12 protein-coding genes are annotated in these 12,945 nt (G+C 63.4%); 6 read left to right on the top strand and 6 right to left on the bottom strand.

The features are described 5' to 3' along the window. Positions 1-19: 19 nt before the first annotated feature. From glpC to MRK42_RS11585, 4 genes are all read right to left on the bottom strand, one after another. A complete protein-coding gene (gene glpC / locus MRK42_RS11600; protein WP_201939833.1) occupies positions 20-1,222 on the bottom strand; it encodes an anaerobic glycerol-3-phosphate dehydrogenase subunit GlpC in 1,203 nt (400 codons plus the stop codon). Positions 1,223-1,273: 51 nt separating this feature from the next. Then, positions 1,274-2,539, bottom strand: a complete 1,266-nt coding sequence (glpB, locus tag MRK42_RS11595) for a glycerol-3-phosphate dehydrogenase subunit GlpB (protein ID WP_338610002.1) — start codon at positions 2,537-2,539, stop codon at positions 1,274-1,276. Further along, the gene (gene glpA / locus MRK42_RS11590) at positions 2,529-4,202 is read right to left on the bottom strand and encodes an anaerobic glycerol-3-phosphate dehydrogenase subunit A (RefSeq protein ID WP_338610000.1); all 1,674 of its coding nucleotides are present in this window, start codon (positions 4,200-4,202) and stop codon (positions 2,529-2,531) included. The genes glpB and glpA overlap by 11 nt, the downstream gene beginning before the upstream one ends. Before the next feature lie 233 nt (positions 4,203-4,435). Continuing rightward, on the bottom strand, positions 4,436-4,891 hold the full coding sequence (locus MRK42_RS11585) for a YchJ family protein (RefSeq protein WP_082037572.1): 456 nt from the start codon (positions 4,889-4,891) through the stop codon (positions 4,436-4,438). A 143-nt stretch (positions 4,892-5,034) separates the two neighbouring features. On the opposite strand from MRK42_RS11585, the gene MRK42_RS11580 reads away from it, so the two are divergent. The 4 genes from MRK42_RS11580 to MRK42_RS11565 all read left to right on the top strand — a co-directional run bounded on the left by MRK42_RS11580 (position 5,035) and on the right by MRK42_RS11565 (position 9,856). Then, positions 5,035-6,702: a methyl-accepting chemotaxis protein gene (locus tag MRK42_RS11580; protein ID WP_061477470.1), complete on the top strand. Its 1,668-nt coding sequence runs from the start codon at positions 5,035-5,037 to the stop codon at positions 6,700-6,702. 127 nt (positions 6,703-6,829) lie between these two features. Next, positions 6,830-8,029, top strand: coding sequence for an ROK family transcriptional regulator (locus MRK42_RS11575; RefSeq protein WP_042071475.1), 1,200 nt, complete (start codon positions 6,830-6,832; stop codon positions 8,027-8,029). A gap of 105 nt (positions 8,030-8,134) precedes the next feature. Further along, entirely contained in the window at positions 8,135-8,881 is a 747-nt protein-coding gene (locus MRK42_RS11570; RefSeq protein ID WP_338609994.1) for a tRNA-uridine aminocarboxypropyltransferase, read from the top strand. Positions 8,882-9,076: 195 nt separating this feature from the next. Beyond that, positions 9,077-9,856 (top strand): TSUP family transporter, encoded by a 780-nt coding sequence (locus MRK42_RS11565; protein WP_042028846.1) that lies wholly within the window; start codon positions 9,077-9,079, stop codon positions 9,854-9,856. On the opposite strand, the gene MRK42_RS11560 is transcribed toward MRK42_RS11565, so the two are convergent. Together MRK42_RS11560 and MRK42_RS11555 are read right to left on the bottom strand one after the other, a co-directional pair. After that, entirely contained in the window at positions 9,850-10,731 is an 882-nt protein-coding gene (locus MRK42_RS11560; RefSeq protein WP_338609991.1) for a LysR family transcriptional regulator, read from the bottom strand. The two genes, MRK42_RS11565 and MRK42_RS11560, sit on opposite strands and share 7 nt — an antisense overlap. Positions 10,732-10,788: 57 nt before the next feature. After that, entirely contained in the window at positions 10,789-11,700 is a 912-nt protein-coding gene (locus MRK42_RS11555) for a DMT family transporter (RefSeq protein ID WP_338609989.1), read from the bottom strand. A gap of 171 nt (positions 11,701-11,871) precedes the next feature. On the opposite strand from MRK42_RS11555, the gene MRK42_RS11550 reads away from it, so the two are divergent. Further along, positions 11,872-12,756, top strand: a complete 885-nt coding sequence (locus MRK42_RS11550; RefSeq protein WP_268854586.1) for an AraC family transcriptional regulator — start codon at positions 11,872-11,874, stop codon at positions 12,754-12,756. Positions 12,757-12,807: 51 nt separating this feature from the next. Next, positions 12,808-12,930: a hypothetical protein gene (locus MRK42_RS11545; protein WP_268746130.1), complete on the top strand. Its 123-nt coding sequence runs from the start codon at positions 12,808-12,810 to the stop codon at positions 12,928-12,930. Positions 12,931-12,945 lie beyond the last annotated feature (15 nt).

Below are 12,945 nucleotides of genomic sequence, written 5' to 3'. Positions count from 1 at the left end.
GCCGGCCCCCGGAAGAGAGTTAAGCCAGCGCCTGAGCCAGCAGATGGATGGGATGCTCGCAGCGAAACGCCGTGCTCATCTCGATCTGCCACTTGCAGGTTTCGCAATCGGTGATGACCAGATCCGGTCTCAGGCGGTTTATCTGATCAAACAGCCCCTCGCCGATGGTCTGGCTGGTTTCGTAGTTCTCCGACTTGAAGCCGTAGGTGCCGGCGATGCCGCAGCACTGGGACTCCAGCACGGTCACCTTGACCCCCGGGATGGCACGCAGCAATTCGAGTGTGTAGATGACGCCCCCCATTTTCTCCATGTGGCAGGGGGTGTGGTAGGCGATGTGCAGCCCGAGCGGCTTCATGGCCGGCTTGTTGCCCTTGTAGAACTCGTTCCACAGGAAGCGGGTCACCAGGGAGATGCGATCGCGCACCTTGTGGTTGTCCTGCTCCAGCAGGTGGGGGTATTCATCCCGCAGGGTGAAGCCGCAGGTGGAGGAGGTGGTGAGCAGCGGCATCTCGTTGCCAAGCAGGCTGTTTTCCAGCTGCTTGATGTTGAAGGCCGCCTGCTGTTTGGCCTTGTCCATGAAGCCGTTGGCAATCAGCGGTACGCCGCAGCACTTCTCTCGCTCGAGCAGTTGCACACCGATATTCATGGCGTTGAGCACCTGCACCAGCTCCTTGCCGAGCTGAGGGTGGTTGTAGTTCACGTAGCAGCCGTGGAAGTAGGCGACCTGGCGCGCAAAGCTGGCCTGGGTCTCCTTCTGCTTCTTGTACCAGCCGCGGAAGGTGCCCTGGGAGTATTTGGGCAAGGAACGGTGGGAGGAGACCCCGAGCGCCTTGTCCAGCACCAGCTTCATCGGCTTGAGGCCGGTAGTGAAGTTGACGACTGGGGCCATCAGGGTGGACATGCTGCCCATCAGATCGGTGTGGGAGAGCACGAATTCGCGGATCCCGGGTTTGAAGCCGCTGTATTGATGCTTGGCCTTGGCGATGATGTCGCCGATGCGCACCCCGCTCGGGCAGGCCACCTCGCAGCGTTTGCAGTTGGTGCAGTACTTGAGGGCGTTGTCAAAGAGCTCGGGGCTCTTGATCCGCAGCCGCTCCCCGTCCGGGCCCGCCTGCTTGGGGCCCGGGTAGGCGGGATTGGCCTTGGCCACCGGACAGTAGGCGGTGCAGACGGTGCATTTGATGCACTGATCGAAAGTTTGGTTGGCGTGATCCAGTAGCATGTCAGTTCTCCTCCCGTCGAGTTTGAAGGCACGGGATATGGGGCGAAATCATCATTGGGCTGAACTCAAAATGTGGCCGGCGGCCTGCCAGCCGGTGGCAACCGCGACACCTGAACCTGACCCCTCCTTGATGGGGTCATAGTGCGCCAGTACGCTGCCCGCCCCATAGAGGTTGGCAAGCGGCTTGCCGCCGCGCAGCACCCGCAACATCTCGTCGGTTTTGACCCCGAAGCCCATGAAGGGGTGGTGGTCAAACAGTCGGCGACCGGCCCAGGCGTCGCGCTCTTCGAGGCTCAATACGTCGGCATCGAAGATGGGCTCGCGAATGCCGCGCAGGCGCGACTCCAGCCCGCGGCTGAAGAAGCTGCCGGAGGCGAGCACGAAGTTGTCCGCCTCGAACAGCTGATCATCGCCGTTCTGGGTGTGCACGCCGACAACACGGTTGCCCTCGTAGCGGGCGCCCAGCACACGTTCGCTGGTGAGGAAGGTGCCGCCAAGGGCGATGAAGCGGCGTTTGAGGGCCTCCTGCATCCGCATGCCGATAAGCGACGGCGGCATAGTGGCGACCTCCCGGATGGTGCAGCCGGTGCGCTTTTCCAGATCGCTCAGGCGCGGGCCGACCAGTCCGAGGGAGAGGCAGGCGGGCAGCACGATATGGCGGCAGCCGGGTTCGCCGCACTCCATCACCATGCGGCTGATCTCGCGGGCCAGATCCGCCAGCAGATGGTGCTTGTCGCACAGGCGGGCGATGTCGGCGGAGCGAAACTCGTGGGGATTGCGGCTGAACTCGGCAAGCTGGGGAATGCGAATTTCACCGGTCAGGATGCGGCAGTGGGCGAAACGGGGGTGAGTCGCGAGATTCGCCGCCGCCAGCGCCGGGTGAAAGTCGCGAAAACCTTCCAGGGTGGCCAGCAGCAGGGTATCCGGCACGGGGGCATCGGTGACGCAGGCGCAGGTCTCGGGGGAGAGCCAGGTGGATTTCAGGGTGCCGATGGGGGTCAGGCGCTGGTGGTTCTGCTCCTGGCGAAACAGCGACAACCCCTCTTCTGCGCAGTGGCGCTGCAGATCGGCGAGGCTCGCCGCGATATGGGTCATCCCCACCTTGCCATAGGGGTGATGAGGGTTGGCAGCCATGAAGGCGGGCAGGGCGGCGCGGGGATCCCCCTCGCTCTCCAGCAGATCCACCGAGCCGGAGGAAAAATGCAGGGCACTCTGGCCGGAAGCCATCAGCAGCGCCTTCTGGCCAGCCTCGGCCAGACGCAGGGCCGCCGAGAGGCCCGCCATGCCGCCGCCAATCACTATGGTGTCAAATTTCATGGGGCGTCTCCTCGTTTGTCTCTGTGGCATGGCTCTGGGGGGCGGCGTCGCTCACCAGACGGGGCGTCGTCCATTCACTCAGGCCAAACAAGCCTTCATAGATCCAGTAGGTAAATTCCGCTTCGCGCAGGGCATCTCCCCACAGCACGGGACGGGTGCCCTTGTAGCGCTCCTCCAGGAACTGGCGCAGCATGACGCAGGCCTGGCGGCCATCGGCCTTGCCGTACTCCTGCATCAGGCCGGCGGCGCGATAGGCGCACAGCTCACCCTGGCAGGGACCCATGCCCAGACGGGTGCGACGGCGCAGATCCACCAGATTGTCCACGTCGAGCTCGCGCAGGGCGTACTCGATTTCGCCGGCGGTCACCATCTCGCATTCGCAGATGAGGGCGTTGGCCTTGGGATTGTCACGGAAGAAGGCGATGACCCGCTCGCCATGGCGATACTGGGCAGATCCTTCGGCCGGTGCCGAGAGGCCGGGGGCGGAGACCTTCTCCGGATCCCGCGAGCCTGGCAGGCTCAGCTCGGCGGTGCGGCACGGTTTGCTGTTGCCCAGTTTTTTCGCCAGCAGATCGGTGGCCCACTCCGCCATCAAGCGATAGGTCATCAGCTTGCCGCCGGTGATGGTGTTGAAGCCCTGCAAACCATCCCGCTCGGCGTGATCGAGCAGCACGATACCGCGGCTGATGTTGCGGCCCGACTCGTCGCCATCCACCGCCACCAGGGGGCGCACCCCGGCGTAGGCACGCAGCAAGCGGGTGCGCGCCATGATGGGGGCAAGTTTTATCCCCTCGCGCAGCAGCACTTCCACCTCTTCCGGCTCCACGGTGAGCTGATCAATCTTGTTGTAATCGATGCGGCTTGAGGTGGTGCCGATGAGAGAGATGGTATCGCCCGGCACCAGGATGTCGGCGTCCGCCGGCTTGCGGCAGCGGTTGAGCACCAGCTGGTTGATGCGGTAATCCATGATGAGCAGGGAGCCCTTGGCCGGGAACATGCGGATGCCGAGATCGGCGTACTCGCAGATCTGCTGGCCCCAGATGCCGGCGGCGTTGATCACTTCCTGACACTCCACCTCGAACGCCTCGCCGGTGCGGGTGTTGATGGCCTTGACGCCGTGCACTCTGTCTTGGGTACGCAGCAGCCCCAGCACCTTGCTGTGGGTGAAGATGCGGGCACCGTGCTCCTTGGCGTCGAGCACGTTGGCGGCGGCGAGGCGGAAGGGGTCGACCGTGCCGTCCGGCACCTGAACCGCCCCTATTATGGCCGGGTTGGCATTGGGTTCGAGCTGCAGCGCCTCGCGGGGATCGAGCTGACGGGTCTCGATGCCGGCCAGGGCGCAGGCGTCCATGAAGGTCTTTTGAAAGCCGATGTCATCTTCCGGCAGGGTCAGGAACAGGCCGCCGGTGTCTTCCACGCAGTGGCTGGCGATCCGCTTGAGGATGCGGTTCTCCTGAATGCACTCGCGGGCGGACTCCTGATCGGTCACCGCGTAGCGGGCGCCGGAGTGGAGCAGACCGTGGTTGCGGCCAGTGGTGCCGGCGGCGATATCATCCCGTTCAAGCAGGATGCAGTCGATGCCGCGCAGCGCACAATCGCGCATGATGCCGGTGCCGGTGGCGCCGCCGCCTATGATGACGACTTGTGTGGTTATTCTTTTCATTGTGCCCGTCTCATCTCTTCCAGATGAGGCCAGTGTGGCGCACTTTTGAGTGAAAATGTTTGATGTTGGCCAAGTTAATGTTCGCAAACGCTCATGATGATGGCCATTTATGAGCATTATGTGACAATGGTCACGCTGCAAATGTATCCCGTGTGGTGATCCCATCCGGCCAGCCAGATATGAAAAAGGGGCCTTGTTGCCCCTTGTTCTGCTTGCTCATGCTGTTTGCGTTGTCAGCCGCAGCACTTCTTGAATTTCTTGCCGCTGCCACAGGGGCAAGGATCGTTACGCCCGACCCTTGGCTGCGCCGGATCCTGCTCCCCGTCGGTATAGACCCAGCGCCCCTGGTAGCGCACGAAGCGGGATCGCTCGTGCAGGCAGTGGCGCTCATCTCCTTCCAGGAACCAGGCCTTGAACTCCACCATCCCGGTTTCATCATCCGGACCTCCTTGGCTTGCGAGGATCTCGAGGCCATCCCAGCGGGTGTCGGTTTGGGAGAGCTCGGTCGCGGTCAGCCCGTTCAGATAATCAGGGTGCCAGCTATGGACCAGATATTCCCCCAGACCCAGCACGAAGGCGCTGTAGCGCGAGCGCATCAGCTGCTCCGGGGTGTCGGCGGGGGCGCCATGGTGGAGCGCACCGCAGCAGACATCGAGAGAGAGGGTTGAACCGCAAGGACAATTGTTCATGAAAAAGGGGCTCCGGGGCCGGTAACACATCAATGGGGGCATTTTGCCAAAACCGGCGCCCGCCAACCACTTCCAATGGGGCCTGTCTACACTCTCAAGGTGGGAACACATCACTACAACAATATGTCGCAAGGATGATAAAGATGACGCTGAAACAGAAAATACTGCTGTTAGGGGCCGTGCCCGTTCTGTTGATGGCCCTGGTGGTCAACCTGAGCAATTACCTGCTGTCAAAAAGCGATCTGGAGAGCAGCCTGGTGGTTGCCAGAGAACGGGCGATGAATGAGCGCAAGGCCCTGCTCGACAGCTACATCATGCTGGCGAAAACCGCCATCGCCGATGTCTACGCCCAGCCCGATACCCCGGAGAATCGCGAGAAGGTCAAGTCCATACTGCGCCCGCTGCGTTATAACAGCGACGGCTACTTCTTCGTCTACGACTTTCAGGGCACGGCGCTACTCTTGCCCCCCCGTCCCGAGATGGAGGGCAAGAACCGCTGGCAGGACAAGGATGCCAAGGGCAAGCTGCTGATCCAGGAGATCGTCAAGGCGGCCCGTGAGGGAGATGGCTTCTCCGAATACTGGACCGCCAAGCCCTCCATCGGACGGGATGCGCCCAAGCTCTCCTACAATGTGGTGCTCGACAAATACCAGTGGATCATCGGCACCGGTTTCTATATCGACGATATCGACACCGAACTGGCGGCGCTGCGCACCCAGCGCGAAGAGAGCATGCACGAGTCGGTGCGAAACAGCGTCTTGCTGATCCTGTTGGTGCTGGGGGTGACCCTGGCGGTGACCGTGGTGATCGGCAACCGGGTCTCCCGGCCGCTGGTGGATGCGGTCTCGGCCCTCAACGACATCGCCGACGGGGAGGGGGATCTGACCCAGCGCCTCAAGGTGCAGAGTCAGGATGAAATCGGCCAGCTGGCCACCGCCTTCAACCGCTTCGTGACCAGGATCCAGTCGGTGGTGAGCCAGGTCGGGGAGACCAGCAACCATCTCTTCGTGGCCGTCGACAAGCTGCACCATCTGAGCGAGCAGGTGGATCACCAGATGCAGGGCCACAGCCGGGAGACGGATCAGGTAGTCACCGCCGTGACCGAGATGAGCTCGACTGCCCAGGAAGTGGCGTCCAGTGCTTCCAATGCTGCCAATGCCACCAGCGATGCGGCGCGTGAATCCGATGCTGCCCGTGGTGTGGTGGGGGGGGCCATCAACAGCATCAACCGGCTGGTCGACGAGGTGCACACCGCCTCTGATGTCATCGAACAGCTGGCTCAGGAGACCGCCAAGATTGGCACAGTGGTGGAAGTGATCCGCGGCATTGCCGAGCAGACCAACCTGCTGGCCCTCAACGCGGCCATCGAGGCGGCCCGGGCGGGAGAGCAGGGGCGCGGCTTTGCGGTGGTGGCGGACGAGGTGCGATCGCTTGCCGGCCGCACCCAGCAGAGCACCAAGGAGATCAACGAGATGCTGCAGCGGCTGCAAAGTGGCGTCAAACAGGCAGTGGAGGTGATGCAGGCGAGCGAGGACCGCAGCCAGGAGACAGTGCAGGAGGCGAGCCATATCGCGAGTTCTTTGGACAGCATGGTGTCGGCGGTCAGCACCATCAACGACATGAATATCCAGATTGCCGCGGCGGCCGAGGAGCAGCATGCGGTCTCCGAGGAGATCAACAAGAACCTGGTGGCCATTCAGCACATCGTCGGCGAACTGGCCAACGGGGCGGAGGAGTCGAACAACACGACTCGCGAACTGGCCGATACCGGTGATAAGTTGCGCAAACTGGTCTCCCAGTTCCGTTACTGACTCTCTCTGGCCCCAAACCGGCGTCAGTTCAGGGCGGCCTGCTCCCGTGCAGGCCGCAGTTTATTTGGGAATTGGCCAATAATGTGTGAAAATCAGGGCCTTTGTTTCCGTGCTTGACCCATATCCTATGAATGAGATCGTGAAAGGCAGTATCGACTTGATCCGGCAGCTCAACTACGGCCTGGTGTATGCCAGTCTGGAAGAGCACAAGGAGCTGTCGCGCACCGATCTCTCCCGCCTGACCGGCCTCTCTCCTGCCAGCATCACCAAGATCACCCGCGAGCTGCTCGACGGCGGTCTGGTGGTGCCCTGTGGCGAGAGCTCGGTGGGGCGGGGTCGACGCCAGACCCTGCTGCGCATCAACGAGCGCCGCTTCCAGTTTCTCTCCATGCGTCTCGGGCGTGGCTACGTGGACATGGCGCTGTTCGACTTCACCGGTCGCTCCCTGGCCCGCCAGCGCCACCTCTTCAGCGAGGAGGAGCGCGGCGATCTGCTGGGCAGCCTGGTGCATGCCATCAAGGCGTTTCTGCCCAAAAAGGCCCTGAGCCTGGCCTGCATTGCCCTCTGTCTGCCGGGGCAGGTGGAACGCCACTCCGGCATGGTCAAGCACTTCCCTTACTACGATCTGCACCACTGGCCGCTGGGGCCCACCCTGCAGGCGGCGTTCGGGGTGACCGTGCTGGTCAGTGGCGACGTGCGTACCTGGATCCAGGCCGAGCGGGAGTGGGGGGCGGCCAAGAACTGCTCCGATGCGGTGCTGGTGTTCGTCCACAACGACATCGGTGTCGGTATGGTGGTCAACGGCCAGCTTATCGAGAGCGAGAATGCGCTGCTCGGGGATCTCAGCCATCTTCAGCTCGAACCCTATGGCCAGCGCTGCTACTGCGGCGGCTTTGGCTGTGCCTGCACCCTGGTGACCAACCAGGCGCTGGAGGCGCAGTACCGGGACCTGCGCGAGCGGATGCAGGAGTACGATCTGCCCGAGAGCGTCAACATTCGCGAGCTGTGCGAGCTGGCGCTGGCGGGCAACAGCCTCTGCCAGGACATACTGCACAAGGCGGCGGGCCGCCTCTCCCGGGTGCTCTCCAACCTCATCTGCCTGCTCAATCCGGGCAAGCTGCTGCTGGGCGGGGAGATCACCCGCGCCGATCGGCTGCTGTTCCCCATGCTGCACCAGTCGCTGGCCAGCCAGCTCCCCACCGACTATCTGGTGCGCCTGCAGATAGAGTCCACCCACTTCTACGAAGACCCCACCAAGCCCACTTCGGTGCAGGTGCACAAGGCGCTGCGCGACGGCAGCCTCTTGCTGGAGCTGTTGCGGGGCTGAAAACGGCAGGGAGTGCTGTTCTGAGACCGCACAACTGGGTACAATCCTGCGCTTTTCGGGGGGCCTGCGCGGCCCTCTGTGTGTGACTCCATTCAGTGAAGCAAGATGACCCCTGTTCCCGATCATGCCGTCAATCGCCTGCGGGCCTGGCGCAAGAGTATCTCTACCCGACCGTTTCTCGCCCGTGGCGGCACCTTGCCCCGCTGTCCTGCCTGCCAGCTGCGCCATGACTGGTGTGCCTGCGCCTGGCGCCCCGAGTTCAAAGCCGAGGCCGGCTTCTGCCTGCTGATGTACGACAGCGAGCCGATGAAGCCTTCCAACACGGGGCGTCTGATTGCCGATGTGCTGCCGGACTCCACCTGGGCCTTTCTCTGGTCCCGCACCCAGCCTCATCCAGAGCTGCTGGCCCTGCTGGCGGATCCCGCCTGGCAGCCCTATGTGGTGTTCCCTGATTGCGAGAAAGATCCGGCGCGGGTGACCGGAGAGGTGGTTTTGGCACCGGGCAAAAAGCCGCTCTTCATCCTGCTTGACGGCACCTGGCCCGAGGCGCGCAAGATGTTCAACAAGAGCCCCTATCTGGACGGCTTCCCCGTGCTTGCCATCAGGCCGGATGCGCTCTCCACCTATGGCATGCGGGTGGCCAATTGCGACGAGCACCTCTGCACCGCCGAGGTGGCGGCCTGCGTGCTGGAGGTGGCGAGCCAGCCCGCGGTGGGTCAGGCGCTGCAGCTCTGGTTCAACCTGTTCAGCAGTCGTTACATGGCGGGGCGGGTGAGCCGCGCTCCCGGCGAGGATGAAGCCCCCCTGCTGCAGGCCCTGTCGGCCATAAGGGAGAGGATGCAGGAGCCATAAGGCCACCGCAGCCAGCAATGGGGCAGGGAATATATTGATGAAAATCAGGAATGGGTTGTCTGACACTGTTTCGTTAGATTCATGGACTCACCCTCGCTAGGATAGCGTCCTGTACCCAGTATCTGGCTGTTCGCCACGCCAAACGCCCCTGATCCGGCGCCGTGGCGCTCGCTCATCATCTCACGAGGTCTAAGGATGGAATTGGAACTGTTAACCCTGGTCGCCCTGTTTGGCGTTGCCCTTGTCGCCGGCTTTATCGATGCCATCGCCGGAGGCGGCGGTCTGCTGACGGTACCCGCCCTGCTGGCCACCGGCATGCCGCCAGCCCTGGTGCTTGGCACCAACAAGCTGCAGAGCAGTTTCGGTTCCTTCTCAGCCACCTGGTTTTACGCCCGTCGGGGGTTGCTGGAGTGGTCCATGATCTGGCCTGCGGTGATCTGCACCTTCATCGGGGCGGCGGCGGGCACATTGGCGGTGCAGACCATAGATGCCGCTGTGTTGGAGCGGCTGCTGCCCTTCCTGCTGATGGCGTTTGCCTGCTACTTCCTCTTCTCCCCCAGAGTGAGCGATGCGGAGAGTACCCGCAGGCTCACTCCCATGGTGTTCGCCTTGCTGGTGGGGGGCGGGGTCGGTTTCTATGACGGCTTCTTCGGACCCGGCACCGGGTCATTCTTTGCCATCGGCTTCGTAGCGCTGGCCGGTTTTGGCATGGCGCGGGCCACGGCGCACACCAAGCTGCTCAACTTCACCTCCAACATCGCCTCCCTGCTGTTCTTTGCCCTAGGGGGCAAGGTGGTATGGAGCGTCGGCTTTGCCATGGCCCTTGGTCAGTTCATCGGCGCCCGTTTCGGCTCCAAGATGGTGCTGCAAAAAGGGGTGAAGCTGATCAAGCCCCTGCTGGTCACCGTCTCCCTGCTGATGTCCGCCAAACTGGTCTGGAGCCAGTATCCCGAGCTGTTCGCCTGGGTCTATTGACGGGCCCCTGACAGGGGCTGAAAGTGGGCGCGCAGCGCACTCACCAGCTGGGCGATCCGTGCCCGCTTCAGGCTGTTTGGCCGGTAGATAAGGTGCAGGGGGCGTCCCAGCCCCGGCAGGGGACGTGCCTTGTGACCCTGTTCGCCTACCAGGGTCAGCAGGCCCGCCGGCAGCAGCACCGGGCCTATGCCCGCCTTGGCCAGTTCGATCAGCGCCAGATAGGAGTCGAGCTCCATGACAGGTTCCAGCCCGAGTTCAGCCAGCGGTTCGCGCAGATAGCTGTTGGAGGGATTCTCCAGATCCATGGTCAGGATCTTGCGCATGGCTCCCGCTTCCCCTTTCCCCTGATCCGGCGTTGATGCCGCTTGCTGATCGTCACCCACCAGATAGAAGGGCTCCTCCAGCAGCAGCTCGGCCCCCAGCCCGTGGCCGGGAGGCAGCCGGCCTGCGCAGATGCCGAGCAGGGCATCGCCGCTGCGCACCCGCGCCAGGATCACCGGGGTGTGGTGGGTGGAGAGGGCGAGATGGGGATCGCGGCGCAGGTACTCGTGCATGAAGCGGGTCAGGTAGCCCGCCAGCAGGGTCTCGGAGCAGGCGATGGGCAGCGGGGTTTGATCCGTCAGGGGCTGGTTGTCCGCCAGCACCCCCTTGATCTCCGCCAGACTCGGCGCCACCCGGGCGAGCAGTTCCAGCGCCTGCGGGGTAAGGCGAGTCTGGCGCCCGTCCGGTTCGATGAGCTTCTTGCCAAGGCGTTGCTCGAGCTGGGCGATCCGCTTGCTCACCGCCGACTGGCTGATGTAGAGCCGGCTGGCCGCCTTGGCCATGGTGCCCTCGCTTGCCAGCAGACAGAGCGTCTCCAGCCCTTCCAGTAACATATCGCCTCCCGTCATCTCCGTTGGAAGGCGTTACCTTAGGGGCAGGCGGGGTCGGGATCAAGCACCCTTCACCGCCCTGGCTGGGCGCAGGCGCCATTCCCGCAGGGGCGGGGCGAAGATCACCAGGTTGCCTAGCAGGCTGATCACTACTCCTACCACTGAGACCGTCTGCCAGACGAAGCCCTCGTAGAAGGTCGAGAGGGTGAGGGCCACCAGAGGAAACAGCACGGTGGCGTAGGCCGCCTTGCTGGCGCCAATTCTGCCCACCAGGGTGAGATAAGCAGTGAAGGCGATGACTGAGCCAAACAGGGCGAGATAGACCATGGCGGCCAGATAGTGGCCATCGGTCGGGATCACCAGCGACTGGCCGAGCAGGGTGACCCAGCCCAGCAGCAGTACCACCCCGTACACCATGCCCCAGGGCACCAGCTGCAATACGTGATAGCCGTGGCGCTGGCCTCGGGCCGACACCAGGTTGCCCAGCGAAAAGCAGAGGGTACCGCCAGAGGCCAGCAGCAATCCCTTCCAACCGTTTGTACCCAGTTGCGCATCCGCCAGCACGGGCCAGAACAGCAGCAAGGTGCCAAGCAGACCCAGCAGCGACCCCTGCAGCCAGCGCAGCCCCGGCCGCTTGCCCTCGAACAGCCAGAGATTGATCCCGTTGAAGATGCTGGCGCTGGCGAAGATCACTGCCGACAGGCCGCTCGGGATGTAGAGAGTGGCGTGGTAGAAGCAGAGAAAGTTGGTGGAGAACAGCAGAGCGCCGAGCAGGGCGGCGTAACGCTGGCCGTGCCAGGGCAGGCGCGGAAAGCGGCCGCTGGCGGTGAGCAGGGCAAACAGGGCCAGCGCCGCCAGCATGAAGCGATAGAGCACCGACACCTCGATGGGGATGGGGCCGAGCTGCCAGGCGATGGCGATCCAGGTGCTGCCCCAGATAAGGACGGTGGCAAGGTAGAGCATCAGATTCATGGGGGATCCCGCTGTCAGAAGAAGTGAAGATCAGCATGACGGCCGCTCGAGGGGGCTGGCTTGCATCATCTTGCGGTTTTTCATCGCCCCTGGCTGTCATCCCGGGGCGCTGTCGGTAAGATGGATGGCATGCGCACCGGCGCTGTGGGCTAACGAGGGTAACGGGAAGAGATGAAGAGGGCAGGGGTATTCGATGCATTGGTGAGCACTGGCGCCCGGCTGGAGGATGCCTGCTGGCTGGAGCCCGGCTTTGGCGTCGCCAGCTGGCGCAACTGCTACGATCAGACCCGCTACCACAAGCCGGGGCACCACACGGTGAGTGTCTATCTGCAGGGGGGCGAGCAGACCGAGCGGCTCGACGGGCCGGGCGGCCACGGCGGCACCGGCAAGGTGTGCATCATGCCGGATCACCACAGATCCGAGTGGCTGGTGCGCGAGGAGTTTCGCTTCTTCCACCTCTACTTCACCCCGGCCCACCTCACCCGCATTGCCGAAGAGGTATGTGACAAGGAGGGCCGCCATCTGCAGCTGGTGGACAAGACCTTCATCGACGATCCCCTGGCGGCGGCCCTGGTCCAGACCCAGCTGATGAAGCTGGAGTGGCAACATGGCATCGACAAGATGGCGCTCTCCCACGGCGCCTGGATGCTGATGCTGCACGCCTACCGTCACCACACCCTGGAGGCACCGGGCCTGCCGCCCCTGCGCGGGGGGTTGGCCCCGGCGGTGATCCGGCGGGTGCAGGAGTATCTGCTGGCCCATCTGGCCGAGCCGGTGACCCTGGCTGAGCTGGCGCAAGAGGCGGGGCTCAGCGAATACCATTTTGCCCGCATGTTTGCCCAGAGCCTGGGTTGTCCTCCCCATCGCTATCTGCTGGAGCTTAGGCTCAAGCGGGCCAAGCAGCTGCTGGCAGGGAACGAGCCCCTGGCCAGCATCGCCATCCAGTGCGGTTTCTCCTCCCAGGGCCACTTTGGCAACCGCTTTCGGGAGGCCTTTGGCCTCTCCCCCGGTCAGTGGAGGGCCCAGTTGTCATCTCCCTGTCACAGACATGCGTGAGACTCGGGGCCAGGAGAGGGGCGTTCCCTCTTCATGTTGACAGGAGTCGCCATGAATCATCGCAAACGCCAGATCCGTACCCGTCATCTGTGGTTCAATCACTGGAATGCCCCGGAGGGGCGTATTGCCGCGCCCACCCCGCCCGAACCTGCAGTGCCTCACAGTTCCCGTTGAAAATCCCGACTCGCC

The sequence above is a fragment of the Aeromonas sp. 19NY04SH05-1 genome, from assembly GCF_040581895.1.
Lineage (GTDB): Bacteria > Pseudomonadota > Gammaproteobacteria > Enterobacterales > Aeromonadaceae > Aeromonas > Aeromonas enteropelogenes.
The sequence above is the reverse complement of the archived record's forward strand: the minus strand, read 5'-3'. Positions and strand labels throughout refer to the sequence as shown.

Bases quoted from the DNA above. Each gene is read 5' to 3' on its own strand.
- glpA (WP_338610000.1), bottom strand. From the start codon at position 4,202: ATGAAAAGAATAACCACACAAGTCGTCATCATAGGCGGCGGCGCCACC.
- MRK42_RS11580 (WP_061477470.1), top strand. From the start codon at position 5,035: ATGACGCTGAAACAGAAAATACTGCTGTTAGGGGCCGTGCCCGTTCTG.
- MRK42_RS11555 (WP_338609989.1), bottom strand. From the start codon at position 11,700: ATGAATCTGATGCTCTACCTTGCCACCGTCCTTATCTGGGGCAGCACC.
- MRK42_RS11585 (WP_082037572.1), bottom strand. From the start codon at position 4,891: ATGAACAATTGTCCTTGCGGTTCAACCCTCTCTCTCGATGTCTGCTGC.
- glpB (WP_338610002.1), bottom strand. From the start codon at position 2,539: ATGAAATTTGACACCATAGTGATTGGCGGCGGCATGGCGGGCCTCTCG.
- MRK42_RS11570 (WP_338609994.1), top strand. From the start codon at position 8,135: ATGACCCCTGTTCCCGATCATGCCGTCAATCGCCTGCGGGCCTGGCGC.
- MRK42_RS11575 (WP_042071475.1), top strand. From the start codon at position 6,830: ATGAATGAGATCGTGAAAGGCAGTATCGACTTGATCCGGCAGCTCAAC.
- MRK42_RS11565 (WP_042028846.1), top strand. From the start codon at position 9,077: ATGGAATTGGAACTGTTAACCCTGGTCGCCCTGTTTGGCGTTGCCCTT.
- MRK42_RS11560 (WP_338609991.1), bottom strand. From the start codon at position 10,731: ATGTTACTGGAAGGGCTGGAGACGCTCTGTCTGCTGGCAAGCGAGGGC.
- MRK42_RS11545 (WP_268746130.1), top strand. From the start codon at position 12,808: ATGAATCATCGCAAACGCCAGATCCGTACCCGTCATCTGTGGTTCAAT.
- glpC (WP_201939833.1), bottom strand. From the start codon at position 1,222: ATGCTACTGGATCACGCCAACCAAACTTTCGATCAGTGCATCAAATGC.
- MRK42_RS11550 (WP_268854586.1), top strand. From the start codon at position 11,872: ATGAAGAGGGCAGGGGTATTCGATGCATTGGTGAGCACTGGCGCCCGG.